The 25,540-nt window shown below is 47.2% G+C and carries 31 protein-coding genes; 20 read left to right on the top strand and 11 right to left on the bottom strand.

From position 1 onward, the window contains the following. Positions 1 to 26: 26 nt before the first annotated feature. From Q0394_RS10990 to miaA, 11 genes are all read right to left on the bottom strand, one after another. Positions 27 to 221: a DpnII family type II restriction endonuclease gene (locus Q0394_RS10990; protein ID WP_234410270.1), complete on the bottom strand. Its 195-nt coding sequence runs from the start codon at positions 219 to 221 to the stop codon at positions 27 to 29. A gap of 7 nt (positions 222 to 228) precedes the next feature. Further along, positions 229 to 420 carry a DpnD/PcfM family protein gene (locus Q0394_RS10985; protein WP_298086723.1) on the bottom strand — a complete coding sequence of 64 codons (192 nt, stop codon included), beginning with the start codon at positions 418 to 420 and terminating at the stop codon, positions 229 to 231. Then, complete coding sequence (locus Q0394_RS10980; RefSeq protein WP_298947643.1) at positions 420 to 1,130, bottom strand: hypothetical protein; 711 nt, start codon at positions 1,128 to 1,130, stop codon at positions 420 to 422. Before Q0394_RS10980 ends, Q0394_RS10985 begins: the two co-directional genes overlap by 1 nt. After that, positions 1,127 to 4,414: a carbamoyl-phosphate synthase large subunit gene (gene carB, locus Q0394_RS10975; RefSeq protein ID WP_298947641.1), complete on the bottom strand. Its 3,288-nt coding sequence runs from the start codon at positions 4,412 to 4,414 to the stop codon at positions 1,127 to 1,129. The genes Q0394_RS10980 and carB overlap by 4 nt, the downstream gene beginning before the upstream one ends. Next, positions 4,414 to 5,169: a rod shape-determining protein MreC gene (gene mreC / locus Q0394_RS10970; RefSeq protein WP_298947639.1), complete on the bottom strand. Its 756-nt coding sequence runs from the start codon at positions 5,167 to 5,169 to the stop codon at positions 4,414 to 4,416. Before mreC ends, carB begins: the two co-directional genes overlap by 1 nt. After that, positions 5,159 to 6,196, bottom strand: a complete 1,038-nt coding sequence (locus tag Q0394_RS10965; RefSeq protein ID WP_002947212.1) for a rod shape-determining protein — start codon at positions 6,194 to 6,196, stop codon at positions 5,159 to 5,161. Before Q0394_RS10965 ends, mreC begins: the two co-directional genes overlap by 11 nt. Positions 6,197 to 6,204: 8 nt before the next feature. Then, the gene (gene clpX / locus Q0394_RS10960; RefSeq protein ID WP_298947637.1) at positions 6,205 to 7,437 is read right to left on the bottom strand and encodes an ATP-dependent Clp protease ATP-binding subunit ClpX; all 1,233 of its coding nucleotides are present in this window, start codon (positions 7,435 to 7,437) and stop codon (positions 6,205 to 6,207) included. Beyond that, a complete protein-coding gene (gene lpxA, locus Q0394_RS10955) occupies positions 7,437 to 8,225 on the bottom strand; it encodes an acyl-ACP--UDP-N-acetylglucosamine O-acyltransferase (protein ID WP_298947635.1) in 789 nt (262 codons plus the stop codon). Before lpxA ends, clpX begins: the two co-directional genes overlap by 1 nt. Positions 8,226 to 8,235: 10 nt before the next feature. Continuing rightward, the gene (gene fabZ, locus Q0394_RS10950; protein WP_122872832.1) at positions 8,236 to 8,682 is read right to left on the bottom strand and encodes a 3-hydroxyacyl-ACP dehydratase FabZ; all 447 of its coding nucleotides are present in this window, start codon (positions 8,680 to 8,682) and stop codon (positions 8,236 to 8,238) included. A gap of 137 nt (positions 8,683 to 8,819) precedes the next feature. Further along, positions 8,820 to 9,896, bottom strand: coding sequence for an epoxyqueuosine reductase QueH (locus Q0394_RS10945; RefSeq protein WP_298947633.1), 1,077 nt, complete (start codon positions 9,894 to 9,896; stop codon positions 8,820 to 8,822). Between the two features lie 393 nt (positions 9,897 to 10,289). Beyond that, a complete protein-coding gene (gene miaA, locus Q0394_RS10940; protein ID WP_298947631.1) occupies positions 10,290 to 11,180 on the bottom strand; it encodes a tRNA (adenosine(37)-N6)-dimethylallyltransferase MiaA in 891 nt (296 codons plus the stop codon). A 90-nt stretch (positions 11,181 to 11,270) separates the two neighbouring features. Here miaA and mqnP point away from each other — a divergent pair, with 90 nt between their 5' ends. The 20 genes from mqnP (at position 11,271) to Q0394_RS10840 (ending at position 25,426) form a co-directional block, all read left to right on the top strand. Then, positions 11,271 to 12,137, top strand: coding sequence for a menaquinone biosynthesis prenyltransferase MqnP (gene mqnP / locus Q0394_RS10935; protein WP_298947629.1), 867 nt, complete (start codon positions 11,271 to 11,273; stop codon positions 12,135 to 12,137). Further along, the gene (locus Q0394_RS10930; RefSeq protein ID WP_298947626.1) at positions 12,134 to 12,652 is read left to right on the top strand and encodes a hypothetical protein; all 519 of its coding nucleotides are present in this window, start codon (positions 12,134 to 12,136) and stop codon (positions 12,650 to 12,652) included. The genes mqnP and Q0394_RS10930 overlap by 4 nt, the downstream gene beginning before the upstream one ends. Further along, positions 12,645 to 13,160 (top strand): hypothetical protein, encoded by a 516-nt coding sequence (locus Q0394_RS10925; protein ID WP_298947624.1) that lies wholly within the window; start codon positions 12,645 to 12,647, stop codon positions 13,158 to 13,160. Before Q0394_RS10930 ends, Q0394_RS10925 begins: the two co-directional genes overlap by 8 nt. Before the next feature lie 139 nt (positions 13,161 to 13,299). Further along, complete coding sequence (gene moaA / locus Q0394_RS10920) at positions 13,300 to 14,268, top strand: GTP 3',8-cyclase MoaA (RefSeq protein ID WP_298057467.1); 969 nt, start codon at positions 13,300 to 13,302, stop codon at positions 14,266 to 14,268. A 214-nt stretch (positions 14,269 to 14,482) separates the two neighbouring features. Continuing rightward, positions 14,483 to 15,247 carry a 7-carboxy-7-deazaguanine synthase QueE gene (locus Q0394_RS10915; RefSeq protein ID WP_298947622.1) on the top strand — a complete coding sequence of 255 codons (765 nt, stop codon included), beginning with the start codon at positions 14,483 to 14,485 and terminating at the stop codon, positions 15,245 to 15,247. Between the two features lie 69 nt (positions 15,248 to 15,316). Next, positions 15,317 to 15,898: a 6-carboxytetrahydropterin synthase gene (locus Q0394_RS10910; protein ID WP_298947621.1), complete on the top strand. Its 582-nt coding sequence runs from the start codon at positions 15,317 to 15,319 to the stop codon at positions 15,896 to 15,898. A 5-nt stretch (positions 15,899 to 15,903) separates the two neighbouring features. Further along, positions 15,904 to 16,086, top strand: coding sequence for a hypothetical protein (locus Q0394_RS10905; RefSeq protein WP_002947188.1), 183 nt, complete (start codon positions 15,904 to 15,906; stop codon positions 16,084 to 16,086). Continuing rightward, the gene (locus Q0394_RS10900) at positions 16,083 to 16,496 is read left to right on the top strand and encodes a hypothetical protein (RefSeq protein WP_298947619.1); all 414 of its coding nucleotides are present in this window, start codon (positions 16,083 to 16,085) and stop codon (positions 16,494 to 16,496) included. The genes Q0394_RS10905 and Q0394_RS10900 overlap by 4 nt, the downstream gene beginning before the upstream one ends. After that, on the top strand, positions 16,493 to 17,149 hold the full coding sequence (locus Q0394_RS10895) for a 16S rRNA (uracil(1498)-N(3))-methyltransferase (protein WP_298947617.1): 657 nt from the start codon (positions 16,493 to 16,495) through the stop codon (positions 17,147 to 17,149). Before Q0394_RS10900 ends, Q0394_RS10895 begins: the two co-directional genes overlap by 4 nt. 83 nt (positions 17,150 to 17,232) lie before the next feature. Further along, positions 17,233 to 17,433: a 50S ribosomal protein L31 gene (rpmE, locus tag Q0394_RS10890; protein WP_002952661.1), complete on the top strand. Its 201-nt coding sequence runs from the start codon at positions 17,233 to 17,235 to the stop codon at positions 17,431 to 17,433. A gap of 4 nt (positions 17,434 to 17,437) precedes the next feature. Continuing rightward, entirely contained in the window at positions 17,438 to 18,250 is an 813-nt protein-coding gene (rsmI, locus tag Q0394_RS10885; RefSeq protein ID WP_298057481.1) for a 16S rRNA (cytidine(1402)-2'-O)-methyltransferase, read from the top strand. Positions 18,251 to 18,332: 82 nt separating this feature from the next. After that, positions 18,333 to 19,013, top strand: coding sequence for a 23S rRNA (guanosine(2251)-2'-O)-methyltransferase RlmB (gene rlmB, locus Q0394_RS10880; RefSeq protein WP_298947615.1), 681 nt, complete (start codon positions 18,333 to 18,335; stop codon positions 19,011 to 19,013). Beyond that, positions 19,006 to 20,031, top strand: a complete 1,026-nt coding sequence (locus Q0394_RS10875) for a phosphatidylglycerophosphate synthase (protein ID WP_298947613.1) — start codon at positions 19,006 to 19,008, stop codon at positions 20,029 to 20,031. Before rlmB ends, Q0394_RS10875 begins: the two co-directional genes overlap by 8 nt. Beyond that, the gene (locus tag Q0394_RS10870) at positions 20,025 to 20,822 is read left to right on the top strand and encodes a hypothetical protein (RefSeq protein ID WP_298947611.1); all 798 of its coding nucleotides are present in this window, start codon (positions 20,025 to 20,027) and stop codon (positions 20,820 to 20,822) included. Before Q0394_RS10875 ends, Q0394_RS10870 begins: the two co-directional genes overlap by 7 nt. A gap of 10 nt (positions 20,823 to 20,832) precedes the next feature. After that, positions 20,833 to 22,041 (top strand): LL-diaminopimelate aminotransferase, encoded by a 1,209-nt coding sequence (locus tag Q0394_RS10865; RefSeq protein WP_298792599.1) that lies wholly within the window; start codon positions 20,833 to 20,835, stop codon positions 22,039 to 22,041. Further along, positions 22,038 to 23,300 carry a homoserine dehydrogenase gene (locus Q0394_RS10860; protein ID WP_298792601.1) on the top strand — a complete coding sequence of 421 codons (1,263 nt, stop codon included), beginning with the start codon at positions 22,038 to 22,040 and terminating at the stop codon, positions 23,298 to 23,300. Before Q0394_RS10865 ends, Q0394_RS10860 begins: the two co-directional genes overlap by 4 nt. Positions 23,301 to 23,303: 3 nt before the next feature. Further along, entirely contained in the window at positions 23,304 to 23,642 is a 339-nt protein-coding gene (locus Q0394_RS10855; protein WP_298086620.1) for a YraN family protein, read from the top strand. 71 nt (positions 23,643 to 23,713) lie between these two features. After that, positions 23,714 to 24,028, top strand: a complete 315-nt coding sequence (trxA, locus tag Q0394_RS10850) for a thioredoxin (RefSeq protein ID WP_002952671.1) — start codon at positions 23,714 to 23,716, stop codon at positions 24,026 to 24,028. Continuing rightward, positions 24,028 to 24,477 carry a hypothetical protein gene (locus Q0394_RS10845; RefSeq protein WP_298947608.1) on the top strand — a complete coding sequence of 150 codons (450 nt, stop codon included), beginning with the start codon at positions 24,028 to 24,030 and terminating at the stop codon, positions 24,475 to 24,477. Before trxA ends, Q0394_RS10845 begins: the two co-directional genes overlap by 1 nt. Before the next feature lie 10 nt (positions 24,478 to 24,487). Then, positions 24,488 to 25,426 carry an FAD-dependent oxidoreductase gene (locus tag Q0394_RS10840; protein ID WP_298947607.1) on the top strand — a complete coding sequence of 313 codons (939 nt, stop codon included), beginning with the start codon at positions 24,488 to 24,490 and terminating at the stop codon, positions 25,424 to 25,426. Positions 25,427 to 25,540 lie beyond the last annotated feature (114 nt).

Raw genomic sequence — 25,540 nt, 5'->3', positions numbered from 1 at the left:
GCGGCGTAAATTTCTCTAGAACGGTTTCAGAGTATTTTAAGAGTGAAAATATCGGTTTTCAAATCTTTTGAACCGAGTAAAAAATCAAGCGTATGAAGCTTGATAGAAACGGCTTTTAGATTTTCGCCGCATTTGTTAAAGTCGGTAAAGTAGCCAAGGCTCGCGTTCGTCTTTCTAAGCGAGCGTAAAAAGTCGCTAAAATTCGTTAAATTCGGTTCCATAAAATCCCTATAATTTAGTTTTCGGCTCGTCCCAGGTCATCGTTTTAAAATCCGCACAAACGAAGTCCTCCGCACCTAAAACAATCTCGCTATTTTCGTAAGCCGCTCTGGCGATCTTACACGCTTCTTCTTTATTTTTCGCTTTAATAACGACTCTCTTCGCCGAAGTTTCGACGATCTCTACTTCAAATTCTTTCATTAAATTCCCATAGGAATTTTACCGATTTCGCTCTCTTTTTCGTATTGCTTTATGATATCTTCATAGCAAGCAAACTTTACCTTTTTGCTTATACTTTCATAAATGCTATCTTTTAAAACGCCGTCAAATTGCTTTTTTATTTGCAAATCGGTTACTATAAACATTTTGGCGTTAAAGTCTTGAAGTTCGTAAAATTTATTTAGAGAGTTTTTAAAGTCGGTACTGTGTTCTACCTCATAAAACGCATCGGGCAAATTTCTACGATTAAACCATATTGCATCGACGTTTTTTGCTTTATTTACGATGTTTTCATAGCTGAAGTTATAAATTTCTTTTAAAGTCGTTAATTCGGTTAATTTTTTATTAAGATAAAGCTTGTTTTTATCTTGCGCCGGTACATATGTCTGAAAATTCCTTAGATTCCCAATCTCGACGATAATGCCTTGATAATATGCGTGAGTAAAACTCGGATTTATTCCGCTTTTACCATCGCCGGTTTTGGCCGTATTTTGCGCCTCGAAATCCTTAAGCCCCCAAAGCCCGGGTCTAATTTTATAAAATTCTTTATTAGTTTGCACTATACCTCTTATACTAGCAAACGGAGTTTTCGTCCCCCATTTGCTAGTATCGGTCTTAGCGTAAAGTTGCGAGAAAGTAGCCATACCGCCGAGCTTAGCTAAAGCCTCTATCACGCATTGCTTTTGCGTCATCCAAGATACTCCTGCAAGCTTTTTACTTCCAGCGCGCTGCCGTCTTGCACGCTTTTTAACGATTTAGCCGCCGCTAGAGCCGCTGACATCGTCGTGAAATACGGGATCTTAAATCGCATGATGTTTTGCCTGATTTTCTTGCCGTCCTCGCTGTTTGATTTGCTGTCGCTGGTGTTGATAACAAGCGCGATGTCGCCGTTTTTGAGCCTATCCTCGACGTTTGGGCGACCTTCGCTGATTTTGTAGACGAACTCGCTCTCTATGCCCGCGTCATTTAAAATTTTATACGTTCCGCCCGTGGCGATTATTTTAAAGCCGAGATTTATGAGCTCGCGCGCCAAATTTGCGGCGTATTTTTTGTCCGCGTCGGCAAGCGTCAAAAAGACTAGCCCGCCAGTAGGAAGCGAGTTGCTCGCGGCGATCTGGCTTTTTGCAAAGCTCTTTGCAAAATCGCTTGATATGCCCATGACCTCGCCCGTGCTTTTCATCTCAGGCCCCAGGATTAGATCCGCGCCAGAGAGCTTGTTAAACGGAAAGACCGCTTCTTTGACGCAGACGTGATTTTTCACGCGAGGCTTGAGTATGCCGCGCTCCTCGTAAACCGCGCCGTAGTTATCGTAAAATTTAAGCGCCTCGCGCAAATCGCCCTGCCACATCACGCGCGTGGCGACCTTTGCCATCGGCACGCCCGTCGCCTTGCTAACAAACGGCACGGTACGGCTAGCGCGCGGGTTTACCTCGATCATGAAAAGTTCGTTCTCGTAGATGGCAAACTGGATATTCATTAGCCCCACTACGCCTAAATTTAGCGCGATGTCGCGGGTTTGGTTTTCTACCTTTTCGATCATCTGCGGGGTCAAATTTAGCGGAGGCAGTATGCACGCGCTGTCGCCGCTGTGGATGCCCGCCTCCTCGATGTGCTGCATCACGGCGCCGATATAGACGTCCTTGCCGTCGCTGATCGCGTCCACGTCGAGCTCCACGGCATCTTGTAAAAATTTATCGATTAGTACGGGCGAGTGGTTGCTGACCTTGACCGCCTCGCTCATGTATAGGCGTAGCTCCTCATCGCTGTGTACGCGTCTCATCGCGCGGCCGCCTAGCACGTAGCTAGGGCGCACTAGCACAGGATAACCGATAGCGGCGGCCTTTTCTAATGCCTCTTTTTCGCTTGTAGCGGTGTCGTTTCGTGGCTGTTTGACGCCGATTTTAGAGATAAATTCGCTAAATTTCTTTCTATCCTCGGCGACGTCGATCGTGCGCGCGCTGGTGCCGATGATTTTCGCACCCGCTATGCTTAGGCGTTTGGCGAATTTTAGCGGAGTCTGGCCGCCAAAATGCACGATCACTCCGTCCGGATTCTCATGCTCGATCACGGCTCTAACGTGCTCGAAATCAATCGGCTCAAAGTACAAAATATCGCTCGTATCGTAGTCGGTGCTGACGGTTTCGGGGTTGCAGTTATACATTATGGTTTTGACGCCCATGTCGCGTAGCGCGTAGCTGGCGTGCACGCAGCAGTAGTCAAACTCGATGCCTTGGCCTATGCGGTTTGGACCGCCGCCGATGATCATCACTTTTTTCTCTTTTTGCCCCGAATTTGAGCTCAAATTTGACTCCGCAAAATTTGACGAAAGGCACGGCAGCTTCGTGATATTCGTCGTCGAGTAGAGGTACGGCGTGAGCGCTTTAAACTCGCCAGCGCAGGTATCAACCTCGTTATATTCGAGATTTATGCCCATTTTCTCGCGCGCGAAATAAATATCGTTTTGACCCAGATCAAGGTTGTCTTTTAAATTTATCAGATGCGCGATCATCTTGTCAGAAAAGCCCATCGTTTTGGCCTCTCTTAGCAGCGGCTCGTCGTTTAGGATGTCCATGTCGATGCGCTCTTCAAATTTAACTATCTGCCAAATTTGATCCAAAAACCACGGGTCAATCTTGCTCATCTCGTGCACTTCGGCCACACTAAGCCCATCGCGAAACGCCTGCGCGACGTATAAAATGCGGCTTTCATTCGCGTTTCTAAGGCCGTAAATTAGCGCGTTTTTCTCCAAATTTACGAAGTTAAATCCATAGTAGTCCTTTTCCATCGAGCAAAGCGCCTTTTGGATGCTTTCCTTAAACGTCCTGCCGATCGCCATCACCTCGCCCACGCTCTTCATCGCGGTGCCTAGATATGGGTTCGCGCCCGGGAATTTCTCAAACGTAAAGCGCGGGATCTTGGTCACGATGTAGTCTATAACGGGCTCAAAACTAGCAGGCGTGCCCGTGATGTCGTTTTTGATCTCATCCAGACTAAAGCCAACGGCTAGTAGCGTCGCGACCTTGGCGATCGGGTAGCCAGTAGCCTTGCTTGCTAGCGCCGAGCTACGGCTCACGCGCGGGTTCATCTCGATCACGATCATGCGGCCGGTTTTTGGGTTTATGGCAAATTGCACGTTGCTACCGCCCGTATCCACGCCGATCTCGCGTAAAATTTTAAAACTCGCGTCGCGCATCGCCTGATACTCTTTATCAGTTAGCGTAAGAGCGGGCGCAACCGTGATGCTATCGCCAGTATGCACGCCCATGGGATCAAAATTTTCGATAGAGCAGACGATGATGCAGTTGTCGTTGCGGTCGCGGATGACCTCCATCTCGTATTCTTTCCAGCCTAGCAAGCTCTCCTCGACCAAAATTTCATGTATCGGGCTGGCGTCTAGGCCGGTTTGGGCTAGCTCTTTAAATTCGTCGATATTATACGCTACGCCGCTGCCTGCGCCGCCTAGGGTATAGCTAGCGCGAATAATGAGCGGAAAGCCGATATTCGCTGCTGCGGCTAGCGCCTCGTCCATGTCGTAGGCGTACCGGCTTTGCGGCAGATCCATGCCAATCTTTTGCATCGCCTTTTTAAACTCCTGCCTATCCTCGCCTTTTTTGATAGCTTGCGGGTTTGCGCCTAGAAATTTGACGCCGCCAAACATGTTCGCTTCGTATAGCTGCATAGCGACGTTTAGCGCGACCTGGCCGCCCATCGTAGGCAGTATGGCGTCGACCTTTTCTTTATCTATGATGCGCTTGATGCTCTCTTTGGTTATCGGCTCGACGTAGGTCGCGTCGGCGAAATCAGGATCGGTCATGATGGTGGCAGGGTTTGAGTTGATGAGTACGACGCGGTAGCCTAGTTGCTTTAGAGTCTTTGCAGCTTGCGTGCCGCTGTAGTCAAATTCGCACGCTTGGCCTATGACGATAGGGCCGCTGCCGATGAGTAAAATGGTGTTGATGTCGGTTCTTTTTGGCATTATTTTTCCTTTGTTACGACGTATAGATATGAAGGGATAGTTATGCTTACGTATGGCTTTACGGCCGCGCTTTTATATAGGCTCTCTTGGATCACGCCCGTAACCTTGCCCACTGAAATCCCGCTGAAAAATATCCCGTCAAGCCCGCTCGTGACGACCTCGTCGCCCTCCTTTGGGCTGAGCCACTGGGGGATAAATTTCACCGTTATTCCGTCTTTGCTCCCGTGCGCAATGCCCGGGATTTTTTCCTCGCCGATTGATACGGCGAATATGCTTTTTGGATCGTTTTGCAGCAAGGCCATAGGGTTGCCGTCCTTGCCCACGACGATACCCGCGCTCTTGCCTTGGTAAATAAGCCCGTAAATTTTAGACTCGTCGTAGCCGCTAAATTTATCCAGCCAGACCTTATCGTAGTCGCTGATATTTACGTAGCTTAGCGCCCGCACGAGTTGTACTCTAGGCTCATAGGCGGTCGAGTTTTTATCGACCAAAATTTCGTTTAGCTCCTTTGCGAAGCTTGAAAGCAAAGCCGCCGATTTTTCCAGTTCGGCGTTTTGAGCGCGAAGCTGCTTTATCTCCTCGCGTTGCCTAAAATGCTCGTTTACGCCGTCTTTTACAAATTTGACCGCGTCGTCGTAGGCGGCGACTATGCGGTTGTTTAAATTCACTACATAGCCGGAGATCAGCGCGCCTCTATCAAGCGAAAAAAATACCAGCGCGCCGATAAGAGCGACGAATAAAATTTTACTCTTCATTTACGAGTTGTTGTAAAAATTTAATCTCCTCAAGAGCCTTGCCGGTGCCTCTGGCCACGGCTAGCAACGGATCGTCAGCAACGAAAACCGGAAGTTTTACGATATCGCTTAAGTACTTATCAAGTCCGCGGATCAGCGCGCCGCCTCCGGTTAGCACGATACCGTTTTCCACGATATCGCCGGCAAGATCAGGTGGCATCATCTCAAGCACGGTTTTTAGGGCGTCTGCGATCTCTTTTAGCGGTTCGCGCATAGCCTCGCGCACGTCTTCGCTCGTTAGCTCCACGCGGCTTAGCAGACCGCTGATTTGGTCGCGACCTTTTACTACGATGCTAAGCTCCTCGGGAAGCTGAATCGCTGAACCGACGGAGATTTTGATATCCTCGCCCGCTCGCTCGCCGATTAGGAGGTTGTATTTTTCTTTTATGTAGTTTACGATGCTCATGTCTATTTTATCGCCAGCGGTGCGGATAGACTTGCTGATGACTAAACCACCTAGAGACACTACGCCGATCTCCGTCGTGCCGCCGCCGATATCGACGACTAGATTACCCTGCGGTTCGCGTACCGGTAAATTTGCTCCTATAGCCGCAGCCATAGGCTCCTCGATCAAAAATACCTCTCTAGCTCCCGCGCTTAGCGCGCTCTCGCGCACGGCTTTACGCTCGACTTGAGTTAGACCGTAAGGCACAGAGATGATGATACGAGGGCGTAGGAAGCTTTTTCTGCGGTGAGTCTTTTCGATGAAGTAGCGGATCATCTTTTCCGTCATATCAAAATCCGCGATAACGCCGTCTCTCATCGGACGGATCGCCTCGATGTCGCCGGGAGTTTTACCCACCATCTCTTTTGCTTCGTGGCCGACGGCTAATATTTTTTGCTTGCCGTATTTTTCGCGTTGTACCGCGACGACGGAGGGCTCGTTTATGATGATACCTTTATCTTTTACTAGAACTAGCGTATTTGCCGTGCCTAGATCGATTCCCATATCGCTTGAAAAAAATCCTATTAGTTGGTCTAAAATCATCTGTATCCTTATGCGCTTATTTTATTGTTTTTTACGAAAATCGGCTTTTCTTTGCCGTTTACGACCTCTTTGGTGATCACCACGTCGTAGCCTGCAAGCTCCGGCAGTTCGTACATTATATCTGTCATCACCTCTTCCATTATGCTTCGTAGCCCTCTGGCTCCCGTTTTTCGCTCAATGGCTAGCCTCGCGATCTCTTTTAGAGCTTCATCGTCAAATTTCAAATTTGCCCTATCTATCGCAAAAAGCTTTTGGTATTGCTTCAAGATCGCGTTTTTAGGCTCGGTTAAAATTCGCACCATATCGTCTTCGGTGATTTTATTTAACGTAGCGACCACGTGAAGCCTGCCTATGAGCTCGGGAATGAGTCCAAAATGCACCAAATCGTCGCTCTCAAGCGCGTCTAGCAAATTTTCCCTATCGTCTTTAGAACGTTTATCTTGACCAAATCCCAGCACGTTTTTACCGATCCTGCGCTCGATGATGTCGGCCAGGCCGTCAAACGCACCGCCGCAGACGAATAGAATATTTGAGGTATCTATCTGGATAAATTCCTGATTAGGGTGCTTTCTGCCGCCTTTTGGAGGGATATTTACGAGACTGCCCTCGATGATTTTTAAAAGCGCCTGCTGCACGCCCTCTCCGCTCACGTCGCGCGTGATCGAGCGGTTTTCGCTCATTCTGGCGATCTTATCGATCTCATCGACGAAAACTATGCCCTGCTCGGCGCGCTTTACGTCACCGTCCGCGGCTTGTAAAAGGCGAGTTAGGATATTTTCCACATCTTCGCCGACGTAGCCGGCTTCCGTTAGACTAGTCGCATCGCAGATAGCGATAGGTACGTCTAGAAATTTAGCCAGAGTCTGCGCCATCAGTGTCTTGCCGCTACCGGTAGGGCCGACGAGCAAGATATTTGATTTTGAGATCTCCGTATCGTCTTCGATCTCGCCTTTTCTAAAAATTCTTTTGTAGTGATTATAAACGCCGACGCTAAATACCTTTTTAGCTTTATCTTGACCGATGACGTAGTTATCTAGCACCGCCTTTAGCTCTTTTGGCGTCAAATTTTGATAGTCTCTAGTTCGCTCTTCTTTTTCTTGCTCGCGGCTCTCCTCGCCGTAAAGCACCTTGTAAGCGGCAGTGATGCAGTGCTCACATATAAACGCAGCCCCGTCTATATCAGCCAGCAGTCTCCTCTGGGCAGACTCTACTTCGCCGCAAAAATTACATTTTCTCACCATTATTCTCTTCCTTTTGCTAATGGGATACCACGCTTGGTGCTTAGGATAAATTCACACATTTTTCGCACCTGTTCGTTTGCTGCGCCAGCTAAAAGCTCGCTAGCCGCAGCCTTTAAATCCCCGCTTTTTCTAAATAAAAATTTATACGCCTTGTTTATCTCTTCAACCGTGTCTTTATCAAACCTTCGCCTGATACCGACTAAATTTAAGCTTCTGATGTAGGCTCGGTTGCCTTCAGCTAGGCAAAACGGCACTACGTCTTGAGATAGTGCACTAGCGCCTGCGATCATGCAGCTCTCGCCCACTCTCACGAACTGATGTATCGGCGTCATACCGCCAACGACGCTGTAGTCTCCAAGCTCCACGTGACCGGCTAGAGTCGCGTTGTTTGCTAGGATGACGCTATTTCCTATGGCGCAGTCGTGCGCAACATGGCAGTAGGCCATGATAAATGCGTTATCGCCGATGCGCGTGATCCCGTCGCCTTTGTGAGTGCCCGAGTTTATCGTGCAAAACTCGCGGATCGTCGCGTTTTTGCCGATACGAACGCCAGTGTTTTCCTCGGCGCGGTAGCTCACGTCCTGCGGGATGTCGCCCACGATAGCGTAGCTGTAAATTTTACCGCCCTCACCGATATGCGTGTCGCCCACGATCCTAGCGCCTTGTTTTACGAGTACGCCGTCGCCTAACACTGCGTCTTTGCTGACGTAGGCGTAGGCCTCGATCGTTACGTCCTCGCCGATCTTCGTGCCGTCCTCGACGACGGCTTGCGGATGGATATTTCTCATTTTGGCTCGCTTATTTATCTACGATCATAGCTTTTAGCTCGGCTTCGCATGATAGCGTGCCGTCCACGTAGGCTTCGCCTTTTAGCACCCAGATGTTGCCTTTGTGTTTTAGCACTTCGAGGCGGTACTCGAGCCTGTCGCCGGGGCGTATCGGATGGCGAAATTTCGCTCCGTCGATGCTCATAAAATAAACGACTTTATTTTCGATATTTGCTTGATGCTCGTCGCTCATGCTCTTAAACGCGAGCACGCCGCCGGCTTGCGCCATACCCTCGATGATCATCACGCCAGGATATATCGGGTGGCCGGGGAAATGCCCCTGAAATACGGGCTCGCCGATCGTGACGTTTTTGTACGCGACGATGTGTTTGGCGGGCTCGAGCTCGGTCACTCGGTCGATTAGCAGAAAAGGATATCTGTGCGGGAGTATTTTTTGGATTTCAACGATGTCGATCACTTTAAACCTTGTGAGTAAAATTTAAAGCCGATTTTAGCCAAATTTTGCTAAGAAAAAGATTATTGATTTGGTCGGGGCAAAATTTAGCCTCTAAATTTTTGGCATCCGTCTTTTATTCCGCGTGCGCTAAATTTAGCTCAAATTTGCGTTACCAAAACCTCGCGACTATCGTTATAAAGCTCGTCTTTAGCGTAGATTTCGTACCTGCCCGCGCGAATTTCATCCAGCACGATTATAGGATTTTGGCTAAATTCTCCGCACAGCTCGCGGCGGATTTCCAGCTCGCGCGATACCGCGATAGGCCGGCGACAAAGCTCGTTTACGCTAGCGAAATTTTCGCCCGAGAGCTCGTTAAATTTAGCCAAATTTAGTAGCGTCACGCCGTCTCGCAGCTCGTCGCAAATTTGCGCCGCCTCGCTCACGCTAAATTTGACGTTTTCGCGCTTAAAATGCGAGTAAAGCAGAAAATACGACGGCACGACCGAGCCGCCAAATTTGACGTAGGCGCGCAGCAGGCGGTAGTTTAGGAAGTACTTGCGCGATAGATGAAACGGCACGCCCGCAGCCTCGCACTCGCGCACCTTTTCATAAAGCTCCAGCCGCTCCTCGATGCCGCCTGGCATCACTCGCCCGCTAATTTCGCTCATCAGCTCGCTAAGCGGCAGTTTTTGCGCCTCGCGCTGCTTGCTAAGCCCGAAAATACAGCCACAGTAGTTTTGATGATAGAGTTTATCTTTTTTTGCAAGCTCAAACTGCGCGTTCGTGCCGCCGCCCGCGCGGTAGTCCACGGCAAATGTTTCTAGTTCGTATTCTCTAGCGGCCTTATTTAGCGCCGCTTCTAGCTGCGAGAAATCCTTTTTCGGGCTCATCAGCAGCGTCGTAGTGATGGATTTTTCGCCTAGTTCGCGCGCTTTTTGGGCCGAATTTCCCACGCGAAAATCAAAGCAATAAGCACAGCGCTTGCCCTTTTCAGGCTCGTTTTCAAGGCCCTTTGCGCCCTCTAGCCACGCCTCATATTCGTATTCGCCGCAGATGAGCTCGACGCCCAGCTTTTCGCAGCTTCTTTTTACGTCGCGAAACCTCATCAAAAACTCGCTATACGGGTGGATGTTGGGGTCGTAGAAATAGCCGACGAGACGCTCGTGCGGACGGTCGGCGCGCAGGCGTTGCAGGAAATAGTGACTGTCGACGGAGCAGCAAATATGAACTAACATTATAATTCCCCATAAATGACGGATTTTAGAATAAATTTTTCCATACCCGCCGCAGTCACGGACGACCAGTCCGCTCCTTTGTGGGCAAGAAAAATTTATTTAAACTACGCCTATTTTGTCTTGAATAATTTTTGCCGATTTTACTAAATTTAACTGCAAATTTGATTAAAGTTGAGTGGTTATAAATTTTAGAATTTTCAAGGTGCGGGTCTCGGTGACTCAAATTTGTAAATTTGACTTCAAATTTGAGCATAAAAAGTCAAGGCGAAGTATTTTGAGATGGATTTGAATGTTGCGAAGAAATTTTCGACCGAAGATAGAACATGTAGTTCATCGAGGGAGGAAATTTCTAGCTCATTCAAAGACACTCAAAAGACGAGCCGCAAATCAGAATCAATCACTCAAAAATTCTGTGATTTTCTCCTCACACTCCCCGACACTGCCGCTAAATTTACTCTCAAACTGCGATCTATTAAACGTCCGCTGACGCTTGGCTAGCTGCGCCGTATGCGTGCAGATGAGCTCCTCCAGCTCGGTCTGGGTTTTGATCTCGCCTCGCAAAAACCCTCCGCACTCTTTTAGTCCGACCGAGTTTAGCGGCTTTGGTCGCTGCGGATACCGCACAAACAGCTCACGCGCCTCATCCAGCAAACCCTGCTCAAACATTGCTCGCGTGCGCTCTTTGATGCGCGCTCTTAGCTCGTCACGATCCCAGCTAAGCTCGAAAATCGCCAAATTTGACGCGACGGGGGCTAGGGTATTTTCGCACAGATACGAGCTTGGAGCCTCGCCGCGCCCGCTAGAGCGCAAAAAGGAGTGGATATCAAACCACTTTTGCAAGCGGTAGGTGTCGTTTGCGCTAAATTTGGCGGCAAATTCGGGATCAAGGCTTGAAACTAGCTCGTAAATTTGAGCGTTGCTTAGGCCGCTTTCTACGCGCTCAAATTTAGGTGTGAGACCCGATAGCAGCGCCTTTAGATAAAATCCGCTGCCGCCGGTTATAAATAAGTTTTTGCCGTTTTTTTGCGCAAATTCGCGAGCCATTTTATAAACATCAAAAAACATCCCGACGTCAAAATGCTCATCAGGCATCAGCAAATTTACCCCAAAATGCGGCACCGAGGCTAGCTCGGCTGCGCTGGGCTTGGCGCTTGCGATATCGATAAATTTATAAACGCAAAGCGAATCAAGACTCAGAATCACTCCATTAAATTCGCTTGCTAGCTTTAGCGCGAGCGCCGTTTTTCCGCTAGCCGTGGTGCCGATGATGGCGAGTTCTTTCATAAAAATGCCTTAAAATTCGTGAATCTGCTCAAATTTTATCACAATTTACGCTTTTATAAGATAAAATAAAGCAAAAATTTCAGGAAGATTATGCAAAAATTTATAAATATTTTAAAAGATATTAACGAACTAATCGTCTTTAAGCACTCGATTTTCGCGCTGCCTTTTATATTTACCGCGATGATAACGGCGAGCGCGCAGGTAAACGGCTCGGCTTGGTTTGGCTGGAAATTGCTTATTTTGGGCGTTCTTTGCGCGGTTTCGGCGCGAAATTTCGCGATGGCTTTTAACCGCTACAAGGACGAGGACATCGACAAACTAAACCCGCGCACGGCAAATCGCCCAAGCGTGGACGGGCGTATCGGCAAGACGAATTTGCAGATTTTTATCGCGGCAAACGCCGCTATCTTCGTGCTTGTCGCCTATCTCGTAAACGATCTTGCGTTTTGGCTGAGCTTTCCGATCCTGGCCGTACTTGGCGGATATTCGCTTTTTAAGCGTTTTAGCGAGCTAGCGCACCTAGTCCTTGGCCTCTCGCTAGGTCTTGCGCCCATCGCCGGAGCCGTCGCGGTTACTGGCGAGATACCGCTTTTTAGCATGCTGCTCTGCCTTGGCGTGATGTTTTGGGTGGCGGGATTTGACCTGCTTTATTCGCTTCAGGATATCGAATTTGACCGCGAGCACGGGCTTTTTAGCATCCCTAGCGTTTACGGCCAAAAGGCTACGATGTTTATCTCGGCGATCTTTCACGCTACGGCCGTGATCTTTTGGCTGCTTTTTGCGTGGGCCGGAGGGCTTGGCGCGGCGGCCTTTGCGGGCATTTTGCTTTGCGGGGGCGTCCTAATAGCCGAGCACCGCATCGTTAGGCGGGATTTTAGCAAGATAGATCGCGCGTTTTTCACGCTAAACGGTTATCTTGGCATACTTTTTTTTGTTTTCGTTTGGGCTAGCTTATGAGACTGGTCCCGGCAAATTTAGACATAGTTTTTGAGGAAATCGGCGAGCGCGAGCGCGAGTTTTTACGCGAATTCGACAAGCTAAGTGGCAACGAGGACGATCCGCTAGGAGCGTGGATGAAGCGAGCCAAAGCAAAGGGCGACACGAAGGAAAGCGATCAGGTGATACTGACGCTACTCGTCGAGCTTCACCGTAAATTTGACGAGCTAAACGCCTACATAAAAAATGAAAAATTTATAAAGCTCGAGCTTGCTCAATCTAGCGTGCTGGACGGGATAAATTTTGAAAATTTTAGGATAAAAGAGGCTAAATTTAAAAACGGCGCCGGATACTACGGGCGCATTTTTATGCCTATTTTCCCAAAGCGAGACGTGGCGATATTTTTTGAGGCGCTAGATGAGAAAACCGCCAAAATCACGCGCATAAACGAGAGCGACGAGAGCGACTACAACGGCTACGTGACGGCCAGAGAGCGCGCTATGATAAGAGAACTAAAGGAGATGAACGATGAGTAACGATTTGATAATATTTGTCATTTTCGGGCTGATTTTAACGGTGCTTTTCGTGCTGGTTTTTATAAAAGATTTAGAGGCCTCGAGAAAATTTTCAAGATACGAAAAAGCTATCGAAAGCCTGATACAAGAGCTTCACGCCGTAAAAAAACAGGTTGCGAATTTTAATCAAAACAGCGAGCCGGTCGAATTTGACGTAGTGCAGTTAGAAAGCAACCTCGAACAGCGTCTAAATGAAAAAATCAATCAAAAAATAACCCCGATAATAAACACCCTCCAAGGCATCGAAAGCTCGATAGATAGCTTCCAAAGCCAACAACAAGATAGGCTATTTACGCTTGAAGAGCGCACAAAAAGCATTAGCAAGATCTCCGCTCCAAACGGCGAAGACGACGAAAAGCGCATAGTGCAGATGTATAGCGAAGGCAAAAGCGTCGAAAGTATCGCAAAAGAGCTGTGCGTGGGTGTGGGCAAGGTCGAGCTGACGCTAAAATTGCGGGAGCTGATATAGTGTTAAAACTCGGGCGCGAAATATAAAAAAATAACATTATTTTCATACGCGAATTTTAAAAAATTTTAAAGCTTAACTTCCTATAATGCCTTTTAACCAAATCAAAAACAATTCTTTTTGATAAAATTAAGGGCGAAAAATGTTAATAGACGGACACGGAAGAACTGTTGATTATCTGCGTATTTCTGTCACGCAAAGATGTAACTTTAGATGCAAATACTGCATGCCTAAAACTCCGTTTAGCTGGGAGCCGAAGGAAAATTTACTGAGCTTTGAGGAGTTGTTTTTATTTGTCAAAGTCTGCCTAGACGAAGGCGTAAAAAAAATCCGCATAACCGGCGGCGAACCGCTACTACGTAAGGACTTGGACAAATTTATCGCGATGATAAACGAGCACAGCCCGGACGTCGATCTAGCCATCACGACAAACGGCTTTATGCTCAAACACTACGCAAAAGCCCTAAAAAACGCGGGTTTAAAGCGCATAAATATGTCGCTTGATAGCCTAAAAACCGAAAAGGCCAAATTTCTCGCGCAAAAAAGCGTTTTACACGAGGTTTTAGCGGGCCTTGACGCGGCGCTTGAAGCCGGGCTAAAAGTCAAGCTAAACACCGTCGCGCTAAGAGGCGTAAACGACGACGAGATCGTCTCTTTGCTAGAGTTTGCGCGCTCCATGGGTTGTCAGATTCGCTTTATAGAGTATATGGAAAACATACACGCAACGGACGAGCTAAAAGGCATGAAATCGGCTGAAATTTTAGACGTTATCGCAAAAAAATATCGCTTTGAAGCGGCCGAAAAAATCCCGACGGGTCCAGCTAGCATCTACCGACTAGAGGACGGCTATACCTTTGGCGTCATCGACCCGCACAAACACGACTTTTGCGAGAGCTGCAACCGCATCCGCCTCACGGCCGAGGGACATCTCATTCCGTGCCTATACTTCGAGGATGCGATGAGCATAAAAGATGCCGTAAGAAAAGGCGATATCGCGGGCGCTAGCGAGATCTTGCGCCAAGTGTTGCAAAACAAGCCAAAAGAAAACAAGTGGGCTATCGGCGCCCAAAACGAGACCTCAAGCCGCGCCTTTTACCAAACGGGCGGCTGAAATTTTGGCTAAATTTACGTCAAATTTGGCGTGGATTTAGCCCGCTTTTATTAAATTTTAATCAAATTTAACTACATCCAAATTTTATATTTTACCTATAAATTTACCGCCGTTTTCTAACAAAACCCGCTCAAATTTGACGTAAAATCCGCTTAACTCCGTAAAACTACCCTTCAAATTTTGCTATAATCGACCAAAATTTAAAAGGCGAAATTTGAGTTTAAACCTGGTCGAGAGTTTTCTAAGTATCCAAGGCGAAGGCGCGAGCAGCGGCCGTTTGGCAATTTTCTTGCGGTTTGCGGGCTGCAACCTAAACTGCGCGGGCTTTGGCGTGCGGACCGTTTCGCCCAAAACCGGCGAAACGCTAACTGGCTGCGACACGATCCGCGCGGTTTTTACGGGACATTTTTCATATCAAAAAATCACACGCGCCGACGAACTTATAAAAATAACGCAAAATTTGAGCGTAAATTTGCGCCGCAAGCCCATCATCGTCATCACGGGCGGCGAACCGCTACTGCATCACAAAAACCAAATTTTGCTAGATTTTTTAAGTTTTGCTCTTGACGAGGGCTACGAGCCGCACTTTGAAACAAACGGTACGATCGAGGTGGATTTTGCCAAATTTGAGACTTATAAAAGATGCCGCTTTGCCGTTAGCGTCAAGCTCGAAAACAGCGGCGAAAGCGAGGCTAGGCGCATAAATCCCGCCGCGCTAAAAGCGATAAAACAAAACGCCGCGGGTAGTTTTTATAAATTCGTCCTTGATAAAAAAGGCACAGAGGATGGTTCGGCGATAGCGCAAATTTCGCGTATTTTAGGCATTTGCGACGCGGAAGTCTTTTGTATGCCGCAAGGTTATGATAAAATAAGCCTTGAGCAAAACGCCCTATCCGTCGCGCAGTTTGCAATCAAGCACGGTTTTAACTACTCCGATCGCCTGCATATCAGGCTTTGGGGCGCAAAAGAAGGGGTTTAAAGCGTAAATTTAGGCGGCATTACCCGCATCTTTACGGCACAAAACGCAAATTTAATAAACGGAGCCAAGATGATAATAAGAAAAATGTTTAAATTTGAAAACGCTCACATCGTTAGATTTTGTAGCTCAAAACGCTGCAAAACCAGCATCCACGGGCACTCTTACAGAGCTGAAATTTTACTTGAGTCAAATTTTCTTGATAATGCGGGAATGGTGTATGACTTTGGCCTGATGAAACGTGACATCGGCTGCATCATCGACAGCTTCGATCACTGCACGACGATATTTAGCGGAGATAGTGCGGAGTACAAAAACGATCTCAAAAAGCACTCTGCGCGCTGGATCGAGATCCCACTAAATCCCTCTGCAGAGCAGTTTTGCAGGATATTTTTCGTTATGATCGATAGGCTTTTAAAAACTACGCAGATGCAAAACGGCGAGCGCGAAGTGAAGCTTCACAGCGTCATCGTCCACGAGACCGACACGGGCTATGCGCAGTGCTTTAGAGAGGACGCGTATAACGCCAAAATGGGCGAGGTAAATTTGAACGAGATCGTCTTTTCCGAGGGCGTTAGAGCCGAGTGGGAGGACGAGGAGTTGTTTGAGAAAATCAAGCTAGGCAAAAAAATAGTAAATCCAAAGGAGGTCTAGCGCAAATGAGGAAAATTTTTGCGATTTTGACGCTGGCGGCGCTGTTTTTTGGCGGTTGCGAGGAGAAAAAGGAGCCCGCGTCGCTGGATCTTGGCGGCACGGTGCCTAGCGACGTACCTATCGCGCAAAGCGACGCAAACGTAAGTATTGACGAAAATATGCCGCCAGAGCCGGTGCCCGAAAAATGAAATTTAACGAGCATCTATCAGAGCTCTACGAGCTGGCGCGCTCCATTCACATCGGGCTTGCCTTTGCGCTTTTGGCCTTAGTCGCGGCGCACTTTTGCCTGATAAATTTCGGCATAAACTCGCCAGCCTACGCTAAACGCATCAGACTGTTTTTGCCTACCTACTACGCGTTTTTGGCCGCGATGATGCTTACGGGGCTACTTTTGATGAGCGTTTTTTACTTTTATCCGAGCCTCAAGGCTCTCGTAATGATCGCGGTTTGGACGCTGCTTATTGGGCTTGGGGCGATGGAGTTTAAGCAGCTAAAAACGGCGATGAAAACTAAAAATTTCGCCGTTTTTAGAGCCAAAATGCGCCTAAAAATCCCGGCCGATTTTGTTTTGATACTAATTGCAAGCGGGGTGAGATGAAATTTTTATATTCAAAAGAGGTCAAAAACGAGCAAATTAGGCTTGATGGCGAGGCGTTTTTACACCTGAAGGCGCGGCGCGCTAAGGTAGGCGAGCGCATCGACGTGCGAAATTTGACCGACGGACAAAACCACATCTATGAAATCGTAAATTTAGACAAAAGAGGCGCGGAGCTAAATTTGATATTTTCGCACGACGTGGAAGCACGAAATAGCGATCTAACGCTAGCCTGGGCCGTCGTCGATCCAAAAACGATCGAAAAAACGCTGCCTGGCCTAAATGAAATGGGTGTAGCTAAAATCGTCTTTTTTTACGGCGAATTTTCGCAAAAAAACTTTAAGCTTGATTTTTTACGCCTAGAGCGCATTTTGATAAGCTCGTGCGAGCAGTGCGGACGAAACGATTTGATGAAATTTGAAATTTATAAAAGCCTGGACGAGCTGGTCAAATTTTATCCAAACGTCGCTCTTGTCGACTTTGAGGGCGAAAATCTAGACGGCTATGCGGGCAAGGAAATTTTAGCGATCGGACCTGAGGGCGGATTTAGCCAGAGCGAGCGAGAAGCCGTCGCGAAAAAATACGGGCTGAGAGCAAAAAATATTTTGCGCTCGCAAACGGCGATTTTAGGCATAGCGGCTAAAATTTTAATTTAAATTTGATTTTTTACGAAGTTTTTTGTATAATCTCGCCTTACTTTAAATGAAAATTAAAAAATCAGACGATAAAAGGACAAAAAATGAAAAAAGAAATTCATCCGGAATTTGTTGAGTGCAAAGTAACTTGCGCTTGCGGTAACACCTTCACTACGAAGTCAAACAAAGGCGAGATCAGAGTGGATATCTGCTCAGAGTGCCATCCGTTTTTCACAGGCAGCGAAAAGATCGTAGATAGCGCAGGCCGCGTTGATAAATTTAAGAAAAAATATAACTTAAAATAACCCTTTGCTATATTTCGTTCCTACGCCGATAGGAAATTTAAGCGATATCTCGCTTCGCGCTTTGAGCGTTTTACGCGAATGCGAGATACTCTTTTGCGAAGATACCAGAATCGCAAAATCCCTCATAAACCTGCTAAACACGCGTTTTGACGCAAATATAAATATCCAAAAATTTATCCCGCTACACACGCATAACGAAGATGAAATTTTATCTAAAATCGAGCTTGAAATTTTTGATAAAAACGTAGCCTTTTTAAGCGATGCAGGCATGCCGGGCATCAGCGATCCGGGAGCCGCGCTCGTAAATTTTGCTATAAAAAACGGTATCGCGTATGAAGTATTAAGCGGCTCAAATGCCGCACTCTTAGCCGTCGTTGCAAGCGGTCTTTGCGAAAAAGAATTTTGCTTTTTAGGATTTTTACCAAACAACGGCAAAGAGCGAGCCGCGGCTATCCAAAATGCGCTAAATTCGCCGTTTCCTGCGGCAATCTACGAAAGTCCCAAACGCATACTTTCGCTTATTTTGGACTTTGCCAAACTTGAGCCGGATAGAGAAATATTTGCCATAAAAGAAGCAACAAAGAAATTTGAAACTAAATTTAGAGCCACGGCAAGCGAGTTGGCAAAAAAGCTGCAAGAGGCAAATTTGAGCGGCGAGTGGTGCGTCGTAGTGCAAAAAAATCCAAATTTTACCTTTGAGAAAATCACTCAAAACGATATTTTGGAACTTGAAATTTCACCCAAAGCCAAGTCTAAACTGCTAGCCAAAATCACAGGTCGAAACGCCAAAGAAATTTACTCCGAGCTCACCCGCTAAAACTTGCTCGCAGACTCAAACAAACAGCGAATTCATCCGAAAATTTAGCTAAATTTTACCGATTTTTAGCTATTATCAGGCGATGGTAATATACGGAAAACAGCTATTTTTGCACATCATAAAAAACTACAAAAAAAGCGTCAAAACGGTCTACCTCGCCAAAGAGTGCGACAAGGCGCTATTTTCACAGATCGTAGGCGTCGGCGCGCCGATAAAGCGCGTGGATAATCAAAAAGCCCAAGCTCTCGCACACGGCGGCAATCACCAAGGCTTTTTAGCCGAAGTTGAGGAGTTTGAGTTTAAAAGTATCGACGAGATAAAAAAACAAAATTTTATAGCGATCTTATACGGACTTAGTGATGTCGGAAACATCGGTGCTATAGTCCGAACAGCGTATGCGCTGGGCTGCGGAGGCATCGTCGTCGTCGCTAAAAATTTGGCGATGGAAGGCGTATTGCGAGCTAGTAGCGGAGCTGCCTACGAGGCAAATATCTCTCTTGTCGAAGACGGTCTTAGCTTGCTAAACGAACTAAAACAGATTGGATTTAAAATTTACGCCACGGCAAGCGGCGGCAAAAACGCTCATGAAGTCAAATTTGACCAAAAAGTCGCGCTCGTGATGGGTAGCGAGGGCGAAGGTTTGCACAAAAAAGTCCTTGCCAAAAGCGACGAGATAGTAGGAATAAAAATGAAAAACGACTGGGACAGCCTAAACGTCTCGGCTGCGTTTGCCATACTTTGCGATAGGATTATAAATGAATGACATAAGTTTACTAAAAGAATTAGGGCTTAGCGAGGTCGCCAGAAGAACGCACATCGAGGCAGAATATCTAGGTTACATCGCCGATAAAAATTTTGAAAAGTTGGCACGTTTTAACGTCAAGGGTTTTGTTAAAATTCTGGAGCGCGAGCTTGATATCGACTTTTCATCGTGGATGCGAGAATACGAGACGTTCATAGCCGAGCACGAGAGCGAGTTAAAGCACAAAACCATAACCATATCGCCTAAAATTCCGGCCTATACCGCAAACGATAAATCGTCTTACGGCGGTATGCTGGGCGGCATCATCGCTATTTGCGCGATCGGCGCTTTAATTTACTTTTTCGAGCCCCAAAAATACATCGGCGACCTCTCGAGTTTCTTTGAGGACAAAAACAAAAGCGTGACTTACTCCGATACAAACGTAGTGCAACAGGCGACTAAAAATTTAGACTCCATCAAAGACGCAAATATCACGATAAGTGTCTCCTCTGCTCCTAAACAAGAAGACGAGATAAATAAAATCGAAGAGAATGCTTCAAATTTTGCCGTTACCCAAGTAGAGCAACCCTTGCCAGAGTTTAATGTGGCGGTTTCTACAAGCACGCAATCAAAACCCGCAGAGCAAGACGTAAGTAAAAATTTACAGAATGAACAGGTTTCAAATTTGGCCGACGAAAATGCATCCACCGCAGTCCAAGTAACGCCTAAAAGCGGCGATGTATACCAACTAAACGGACTAAGCGAGATAAAAGTCGTTCCACGAAGAAAAGTTTGGCTCGGCGTGATAAATTTGGACGACAACAAAAAGAAATCTCAAAATGCCTCAAATGCCGTTTCCATTGAAATAGGCAAAAAACAACTCATCGTCACAGGACACGGAGAGATAAATTTAGAAATCGGCGATCAAAATATCAAATTTAGCGGCGATAATCCAAAGCGCTTTTTGGTCGAAAAAGATAAAGTTACGCCGCTCACATACGACGAATTTGTAGCACTAAATAAGGGCAAATCGTGGTAAAAAAGCTTTTAGTTTTGACTGCTAGCGCGGCTTTTTGCCTTGCGGGCAGCGTGGTGGATATAGCAGGCGGCTTGCTTGGTCAAAATAGCACAAAAGCAACTCAGCTCTTTGGCGACGGCTCTGCATATCTAAATGCAAACGGCAAGCCCGACATTGCTAAAATTTCAAATGTTTTAAAGTCAAATTCGCTCCTACGCCTATCCTACAAACAAAATGTAAAGGTAAATATCAAATTTATCTCGCGCCAAAACAACCCGCTACTTATCATGAAAATCGCAAAAGATGCTCTAAATGGACTAGGCTACAACGATATCTTAACGAGCGAATTTTCTAATGCCGGCGGTGCTACTTGGGGAGTGACTGTAGATACTAAATTTATCCCTGACCCAGGCTCGCTCTACTCTGCCTTTAAAGAAAGCGGCACCGAAATAACAGATATAAACAGATCCGGCGAGCTGTCCTACGAGTACGTTATCGACGCGTCAAATTCATCTATAAACCAAACTCCCGTGCAGTTTTCGCAAGAAGTCCAACTCTCAAAACCGCTCGAACCCTATCTCATCGACATTAGCGGCGCAAAAAGCGCGACGATAAGCGCTAGCGCCGAGGATCGTTGGTTCGCCGTCGTGAGAATTTTGGATAAAAGTTTAAATTTACTCGAGGAAAAACGAAGCGACAAGGCTATAAATAGTCTGAAAGTTTCCTTCCCGCAAAACGCAAAATATCTGATGATCGACGATGCGGTCAGCTTAGAAAATATCAAACGAGGGCTCAAAATCTACCTAGAATAAGGAAAAATTTATGTTTGACGAGATTAGATTTAATACGATTGAAAGACTTCCAAACTACGTATTTGCCGAGGTAAACGCCATAAAAATGGCCGCGCGCCGAGCGGGCGAAGATATCATCGACTTTTCGATGGGAAACCCGGAGGGTCGCACGCCTCAGCACATCGTCGATAAACTCTGCGAAAGCGCGCAAAAAGACAAAACCCACGGCTACTCGGCGAGCGCTGGCATCTACAAACTTCGCCTAGCCATCTGCAACTGGTACAAGCGCAAATACGGCGTAAATTTAGACCCCGATACCGAGGCCGTCGCCGTTATGGGCAGCAAAGAGGGCTTTGTACATCTAGCCCAAGCGATAGTAAATCCTGGCGACGTCGCCGTAGTGCCCGATCCCGCATACCCGATTCACACGCAGGCGTTTTTATTTGCCGGCGGTAGCGTGGCAAAGATGCCGCTAAAATACAACGACAAATTTGAGCTTGACGAAAACAAATTTTTCGAAGACCTGCTTCACACGATCCGCTCAAGCTCTCCGAAACCTAAATACGTCGTCGTAAATTTCCCGCACAACCCGACGACAGTAACCGTGCAAAAGAGCTTCTACGAGCGGCTAGTGGCGATGAGTAAACAAGAGCGCTTTTACGTGATCTCAGATATCGCCTACGCGGACCTCACGTTTGACGGCTACAAGACGCCAAGCATATTTGAGGTTGAGGGCGCAAAAGACGTTGCCGTCGAGTGCTACACGCTATCAAAAAGCTACAATATGGCGGGCTGGCGCGTCGGATTTTTATGCGGAAACAAGCGCCTTTGCGCAGCTCTTAAAAAGATAAAATCATGGGTCGATTACGGCATGTTTACCCCGATCCAAGTCTCCGCCACAGTTGCACTAGACGGCGATCAAAGCTGCGTCGAGGATATCCGTCAAATTTACGAAAAACGCCGCGACGTGATGCTAGAAGCCTTTGCAAGTGCGGGCTGGGAGATGCATAAGCCAAGCTCGAGTATGTTCATCTGGGCAAAAATCCCACCGCAAGTCGGAAACATCGGCAGTCTCGAGTTTTCAAAGCAGCTTTTAACAAAAGCTAGCGTCGCGGTGAGCCCGGGTATCGGTTTTGGCGAGGGCGGCAACGACTACGTGCGCCTCGCTCTCATCGAGAACGAAAACCGCATCCGCCAAGCGGCGCGAAATGTCAAAAAATATCTGAAAGAATTTGCATGAATATAGCCATTTTAGGCGTCGGCACGGTCGGAGAAGCCGTAGCTAAAATTTTACTCCAAAACAAAAAACTAATCGCGGCAAGATGCGGCGAAGAGATAGTTCCGGTCATCGGCGTCGTTAGAAATTTAAACAAAAAAAGAGACGTCGCCATCCCGCTCACGGACGATATAGATAGCGTCATAAAGCGCGACGATATTGACGTTTTCGTCGAGCTCATGGGCGGCGTCGAGGAGCCGTTTAGGGTCGTCAGTCAAATTTTAGAGCGCAAAAAAGCCGTCGTAACGGCAAACAAAGCGCTACTAGCCTATCACCGCTACGCCTTGCAAAATTTGGCGCAAAATACGCCGTTTGGCTTCGAGGCTAGCGTCGCCGGCGGCATACCTATCATCAGAGCCCTTCGCGAGGGCCTTAGCGCAAATCACATCCTAAGCATCAACGGGATTTTAAACGGCACGAGCAACTACATCCTAACCTCGATGATGAGCAAGGGTTCAAATTTCGCGGACGCTCTAAAAAAAGCCCAGGAGCTAGGCTACGCCGAGGCCGATCCAACCTTTGACGTAGGTGGATTTGACGCGGCGCACAAGTTACTGATCCTAGCCAGCATCGCATACGGCGTACACGGCAACCCCGAAGACATCCTGATAGAGGGCATCGAAGGTATCACGCCCGAGGATATCTTTTTTGCTAACGATTTCGAGTACGTCATCAAACTGCTCGCCATCGCCAAAAAAACCGGCGACAAGGTCGAGCTGCGAGTACATCCAGCACTCGTACCAAAAGATAAAATGATAGCCAAAACCGACGGCGTGACAAATGCCGTGAGCGTAGTGGGCGACGCAGTCGGCGAGACGATGTTTTACGGTCCGGGCGCGGGCGGTCCTGCGACGGCGAGCTCGGTCATCAGTGATCTCATCGATATAGCCAGAGACGGCAAATCCCCGATGCTAGGCTACAAGGCGCCGTTTGAGCTAAATGCTCTCGAACTTTTGGATCCGAGCGAAATTCGTACGAAGTATTATTTTAGGCTCAGGGTCGAGGACAAGGTCGGCGTGCTGGCTAAAATCACGAATTTAATGAGCGAAAACAACCTCTCTATCGATAGCCTGCTACAAAAACCAAAGGACGAAAGTCCGTATGCGACGCTATTTTTCACGACGCACACGAGCGTGGAAAAGGACGTGAGGCGCACTATGGAAATTTTGCAAGAGCAAGAGTTCGTAAAAGAAAAGCCTTTTATGATGAGGATAGAAGAGTAAAATTTGGGGCTTAGAGCGTATCTTTTCGGCAAAAGCTCCGAGGATCTGGCTTGCGAGTTTTTGCTAAAAAACGGCTGCGAGATACTCGCTAGAAATTTTAGCTCCAAATTTGGTGAGATCGACGTCATCGCTAAAAAAGACGGCATTTTGCGCTTCGTTGAAATCAAAGCTACGCAGGGCGACTACGAGGCAGAGTATCGCCTCACGCCCACTAAATTTAATAAAATTTTAAAAACTATCGATTTTTATCTGCTGCAAAACAGCGCAAATGCCGATTTTCAGGTCGATTTGATCGCGATAAAAAAGAGCGAGATAAAGTGGATAGAAAATATTAGTTTGTAAAAATTCTTATTTAGCTAAAATTTAAATACTTTCGTGTATAATTACAACTATCTTTAAAAAAGGAGAATAAAATGGGAAAATACATAGAACTAACGACTGCGAATTTTGACGTCGCTAAAGAGGGCGTCGCGCTAGTAGATTTTTGGGCACCTTGGTGCGGACCTTGCCGTATGCTTGCTCCGGTTATCGACGAGCTAGCCGAGGAGTTTGAGGGCAAAGCTAAAATTTGCAAAGTAAACACCGACGAAGTGCAAGACCTTGCCGTAGAATTTGGCATCCGCTCGATCCCTACGCTTCTATTTTTCAAAAACGGCGAAGTCGTAGAGCAAATGGTCGGCGCACAATCAAAACAAGCCATCGCCGATAAGATAAATTCGCTTCTTTAATGGTTTTTAGACGAGGAGGAAGCCTGCTTCCTCTCACCTCCGTTTTTGCGTCTTTTATCGGTGCAGCGCTGGTAGCAGGCGTATTTGCTTACAATAATTACAGATTTTCGCAGTATAAATTCGTAAATTTTAGCGAGTTGGTTTTTTACGAGCAGGCTCAAATTTTCGCGCCGCAGGACGATAAATTTTTACTCGTGGTTTTTAGCTCCAACCAATCAGATTGGAAGGAAATTTTAAAAACTTCAAGCAAGGATTTAAAAATCGTCGCCGTGGATTTACTCCAAAAACGCGCGCCTAGCGATGGAAATATAAATTTCGTCGCGTCGGATATAAATACGATTTTAAAGCTGATGCACGTCCTAAATATCACGTCTTTGCCCGCCAGCGTGGAGCTAAAGGCGCAAAAGGGCGGCATTTATAAACAAGATTCAAAAATAAATAAAATTTAAAGGAAAAAATATGTTAGATTTAGCGATCATCGGAGGCGGTCCTGCAGGACTTAGCGCAGGCCTTTACGCCACTCGCGGCGGACTAAAAAACGTCGTAATGTTTGAAAAAGGTATGCCAGGCGGCCAGATCACGAGTAGCTCTGAGATAGAAAACTATCCCGGCCAAAAAGCTCCTGGCGAGAGCGGCATAGACTTCATGAGCACGTGGGTCGCACAGTGCACACATTTTGGACTAAAGCACGAGATGGCGGGCGTCGAGCGCGTGGTAAAAAACGCCGACGGCAGCTTCACGGTCAAGCTTGAAGGCGGCAAAGAAGAGCAGGCCAAAGCAGTCATCGTAGCCACCGGCTCCACTCCGCGCCGCGCAGGCTTTGCGGGCGAGGACGAGTTTTTCGGTAGAGGCGTGAGCACGTGCGCGACTTGCGACGGATTTTTCTATAAAAACAAAGAAGTCGCGGTTCTAGGCGGCGGCGACACGGCGATCGAGGAGGCCTTATATCTAGCCAAAATCTGCTCGCGCGTCTACATCATCCACCGCAGAGACGAGTTTCGCGCAGCGCCCGTCACGCTAGAAAAGGCTCGCGCTAACGCCAAAATCGAATTTATCACGAGCGCCACGATCAAGCAAGCTTACGGCGACAAAGCAGGTCTTGCAGGCCTAATCATAAACACGAAAGAGGGCGAGCGCGATCTAAAAGTGCCGGGCGTTTTCGTATTCGTCGGACTTAACGTAAACAACGACGTCCTTCGCCAAGAAAACGGCGAATTCGTATGCCAAACCGAGGACGGCGGCCAAGTCAGCGTCGATCTAAAGATGCAAACTAGTGTGCCTGGGCTATTTGCCGCGGGTGACATCAGAAAAGATGCGCCAAAGCAAGTCATCGTAGCCGCGGGAGACGGCGCCGTAGCGGCCCTTAGCGCGCTTAGCTACATCGAGAGCTTACACTAAGATTTCTCAAATTTAGCCGAGCTTTTCGGCTAAATTTTTTCTTTTACTTCAAATTTCCTCAAATTTACTCCCGCATTTTTTAAATTTCACTCAAATTTAACCGCCCTTTGGCTA

This window comes from uncultured Campylobacter sp., assembly GCF_938039205.1.
GTDB lineage: Bacteria > Campylobacterota > Campylobacteria > Campylobacterales > Campylobacteraceae > Campylobacter_A.
This window is presented reverse-complemented; position numbering and strand designations above follow the sequence as displayed.

Bases quoted from the DNA above. Each gene is read 5' to 3' on its own strand.
- Q0394_RS10990 (WP_234410270.1), bottom strand. From the start codon at position 221: ATGGAACCGAATTTAACGAATTTTAGCGACTTTTTACGCTCGCTTAGA.
- Q0394_RS10985 (WP_298086723.1), bottom strand. From the start codon at position 420: ATGAAAGAATTTGAAGTAGAGATCGTCGAAACTTCGGCGAAGAGAGTC.
- Q0394_RS10980 (WP_298947643.1), bottom strand. From the start codon at position 1,130: ATGACGCAAAAGCAATGCGTGATAGAGGCTTTAGCTAAGCTCGGCGGT.
- carB (WP_298947641.1), bottom strand. From the start codon at position 4,414: ATGCCAAAAAGAACCGACATCAACACCATTTTACTCATCGGCAGCGGC.
- mreC (WP_298947639.1), bottom strand. From the start codon at position 5,169: ATGAAGAGTAAAATTTTATTCGTCGCTCTTATCGGCGCGCTGGTATTT.
- Q0394_RS10965 (WP_002947212.1), bottom strand. From the start codon at position 6,196: ATGATTTTAGACCAACTAATAGGATTTTTTTCAAGCGATATGGGAATC.
- clpX (WP_298947637.1), bottom strand. From the start codon at position 7,437: ATGGTGAGAAAATGTAATTTTTGCGGCGAAGTAGAGTCTGCCCAGAGG.
- lpxA (WP_298947635.1), bottom strand. From the start codon at position 8,225: ATGAGAAATATCCATCCGCAAGCCGTCGTCGAGGACGGCACGAAGATC.
- Q0394_RS10945 (WP_298947633.1), bottom strand. From the start codon at position 9,896: ATGTTAGTTCATATTTGCTGCTCCGTCGACAGTCACTATTTCCTGCAA.
- miaA (WP_298947631.1), bottom strand. From the start codon at position 11,180: ATGAAAGAACTCGCCATCATCGGCACCACGGCTAGCGGAAAAACGGCG.
- mqnP (WP_298947629.1), top strand. From the start codon at position 11,271: ATGCAAAAATTTATAAATATTTTAAAAGATATTAACGAACTAATCGTC.
- Q0394_RS10930 (WP_298947626.1), top strand. From the start codon at position 12,134: ATGAGACTGGTCCCGGCAAATTTAGACATAGTTTTTGAGGAAATCGGC.
- Q0394_RS10925 (WP_298947624.1), top strand. From the start codon at position 12,645: ATGAGTAACGATTTGATAATATTTGTCATTTTCGGGCTGATTTTAACG.
- moaA (WP_298057467.1), top strand. From the start codon at position 13,300: ATGTTAATAGACGGACACGGAAGAACTGTTGATTATCTGCGTATTTCT.
- Q0394_RS10910 (WP_298947621.1), top strand. From the start codon at position 15,317: ATGATAATAAGAAAAATGTTTAAATTTGAAAACGCTCACATCGTTAGA.
- Q0394_RS10905 (WP_002947188.1), top strand. From the start codon at position 15,904: ATGAGGAAAATTTTTGCGATTTTGACGCTGGCGGCGCTGTTTTTTGGC.
- Q0394_RS10900 (WP_298947619.1), top strand. From the start codon at position 16,083: ATGAAATTTAACGAGCATCTATCAGAGCTCTACGAGCTGGCGCGCTCC.
- Q0394_RS10895 (WP_298947617.1), top strand. From the start codon at position 16,493: ATGAAATTTTTATATTCAAAAGAGGTCAAAAACGAGCAAATTAGGCTT.
- rpmE (WP_002952661.1), top strand. From the start codon at position 17,233: ATGAAAAAAGAAATTCATCCGGAATTTGTTGAGTGCAAAGTAACTTGC.
- rlmB (WP_298947615.1), top strand. From the start codon at position 18,333: ATGGTAATATACGGAAAACAGCTATTTTTGCACATCATAAAAAACTAC.
- Q0394_RS10875 (WP_298947613.1), top strand. From the start codon at position 19,006: ATGAATGACATAAGTTTACTAAAAGAATTAGGGCTTAGCGAGGTCGCC.
- Q0394_RS10865 (WP_298792599.1), top strand. From the start codon at position 20,833: ATGTTTGACGAGATTAGATTTAATACGATTGAAAGACTTCCAAACTAC.
- Q0394_RS10860 (WP_298792601.1), top strand. From the start codon at position 22,038: ATGAATATAGCCATTTTAGGCGTCGGCACGGTCGGAGAAGCCGTAGCT.
- trxA (WP_002952671.1), top strand. From the start codon at position 23,714: ATGGGAAAATACATAGAACTAACGACTGCGAATTTTGACGTCGCTAAA.
- Q0394_RS10845 (WP_298947608.1), top strand. From the start codon at position 24,028: ATGGTTTTTAGACGAGGAGGAAGCCTGCTTCCTCTCACCTCCGTTTTT.
- Q0394_RS10840 (WP_298947607.1), top strand. From the start codon at position 24,488: ATGTTAGATTTAGCGATCATCGGAGGCGGTCCTGCAGGACTTAGCGCA.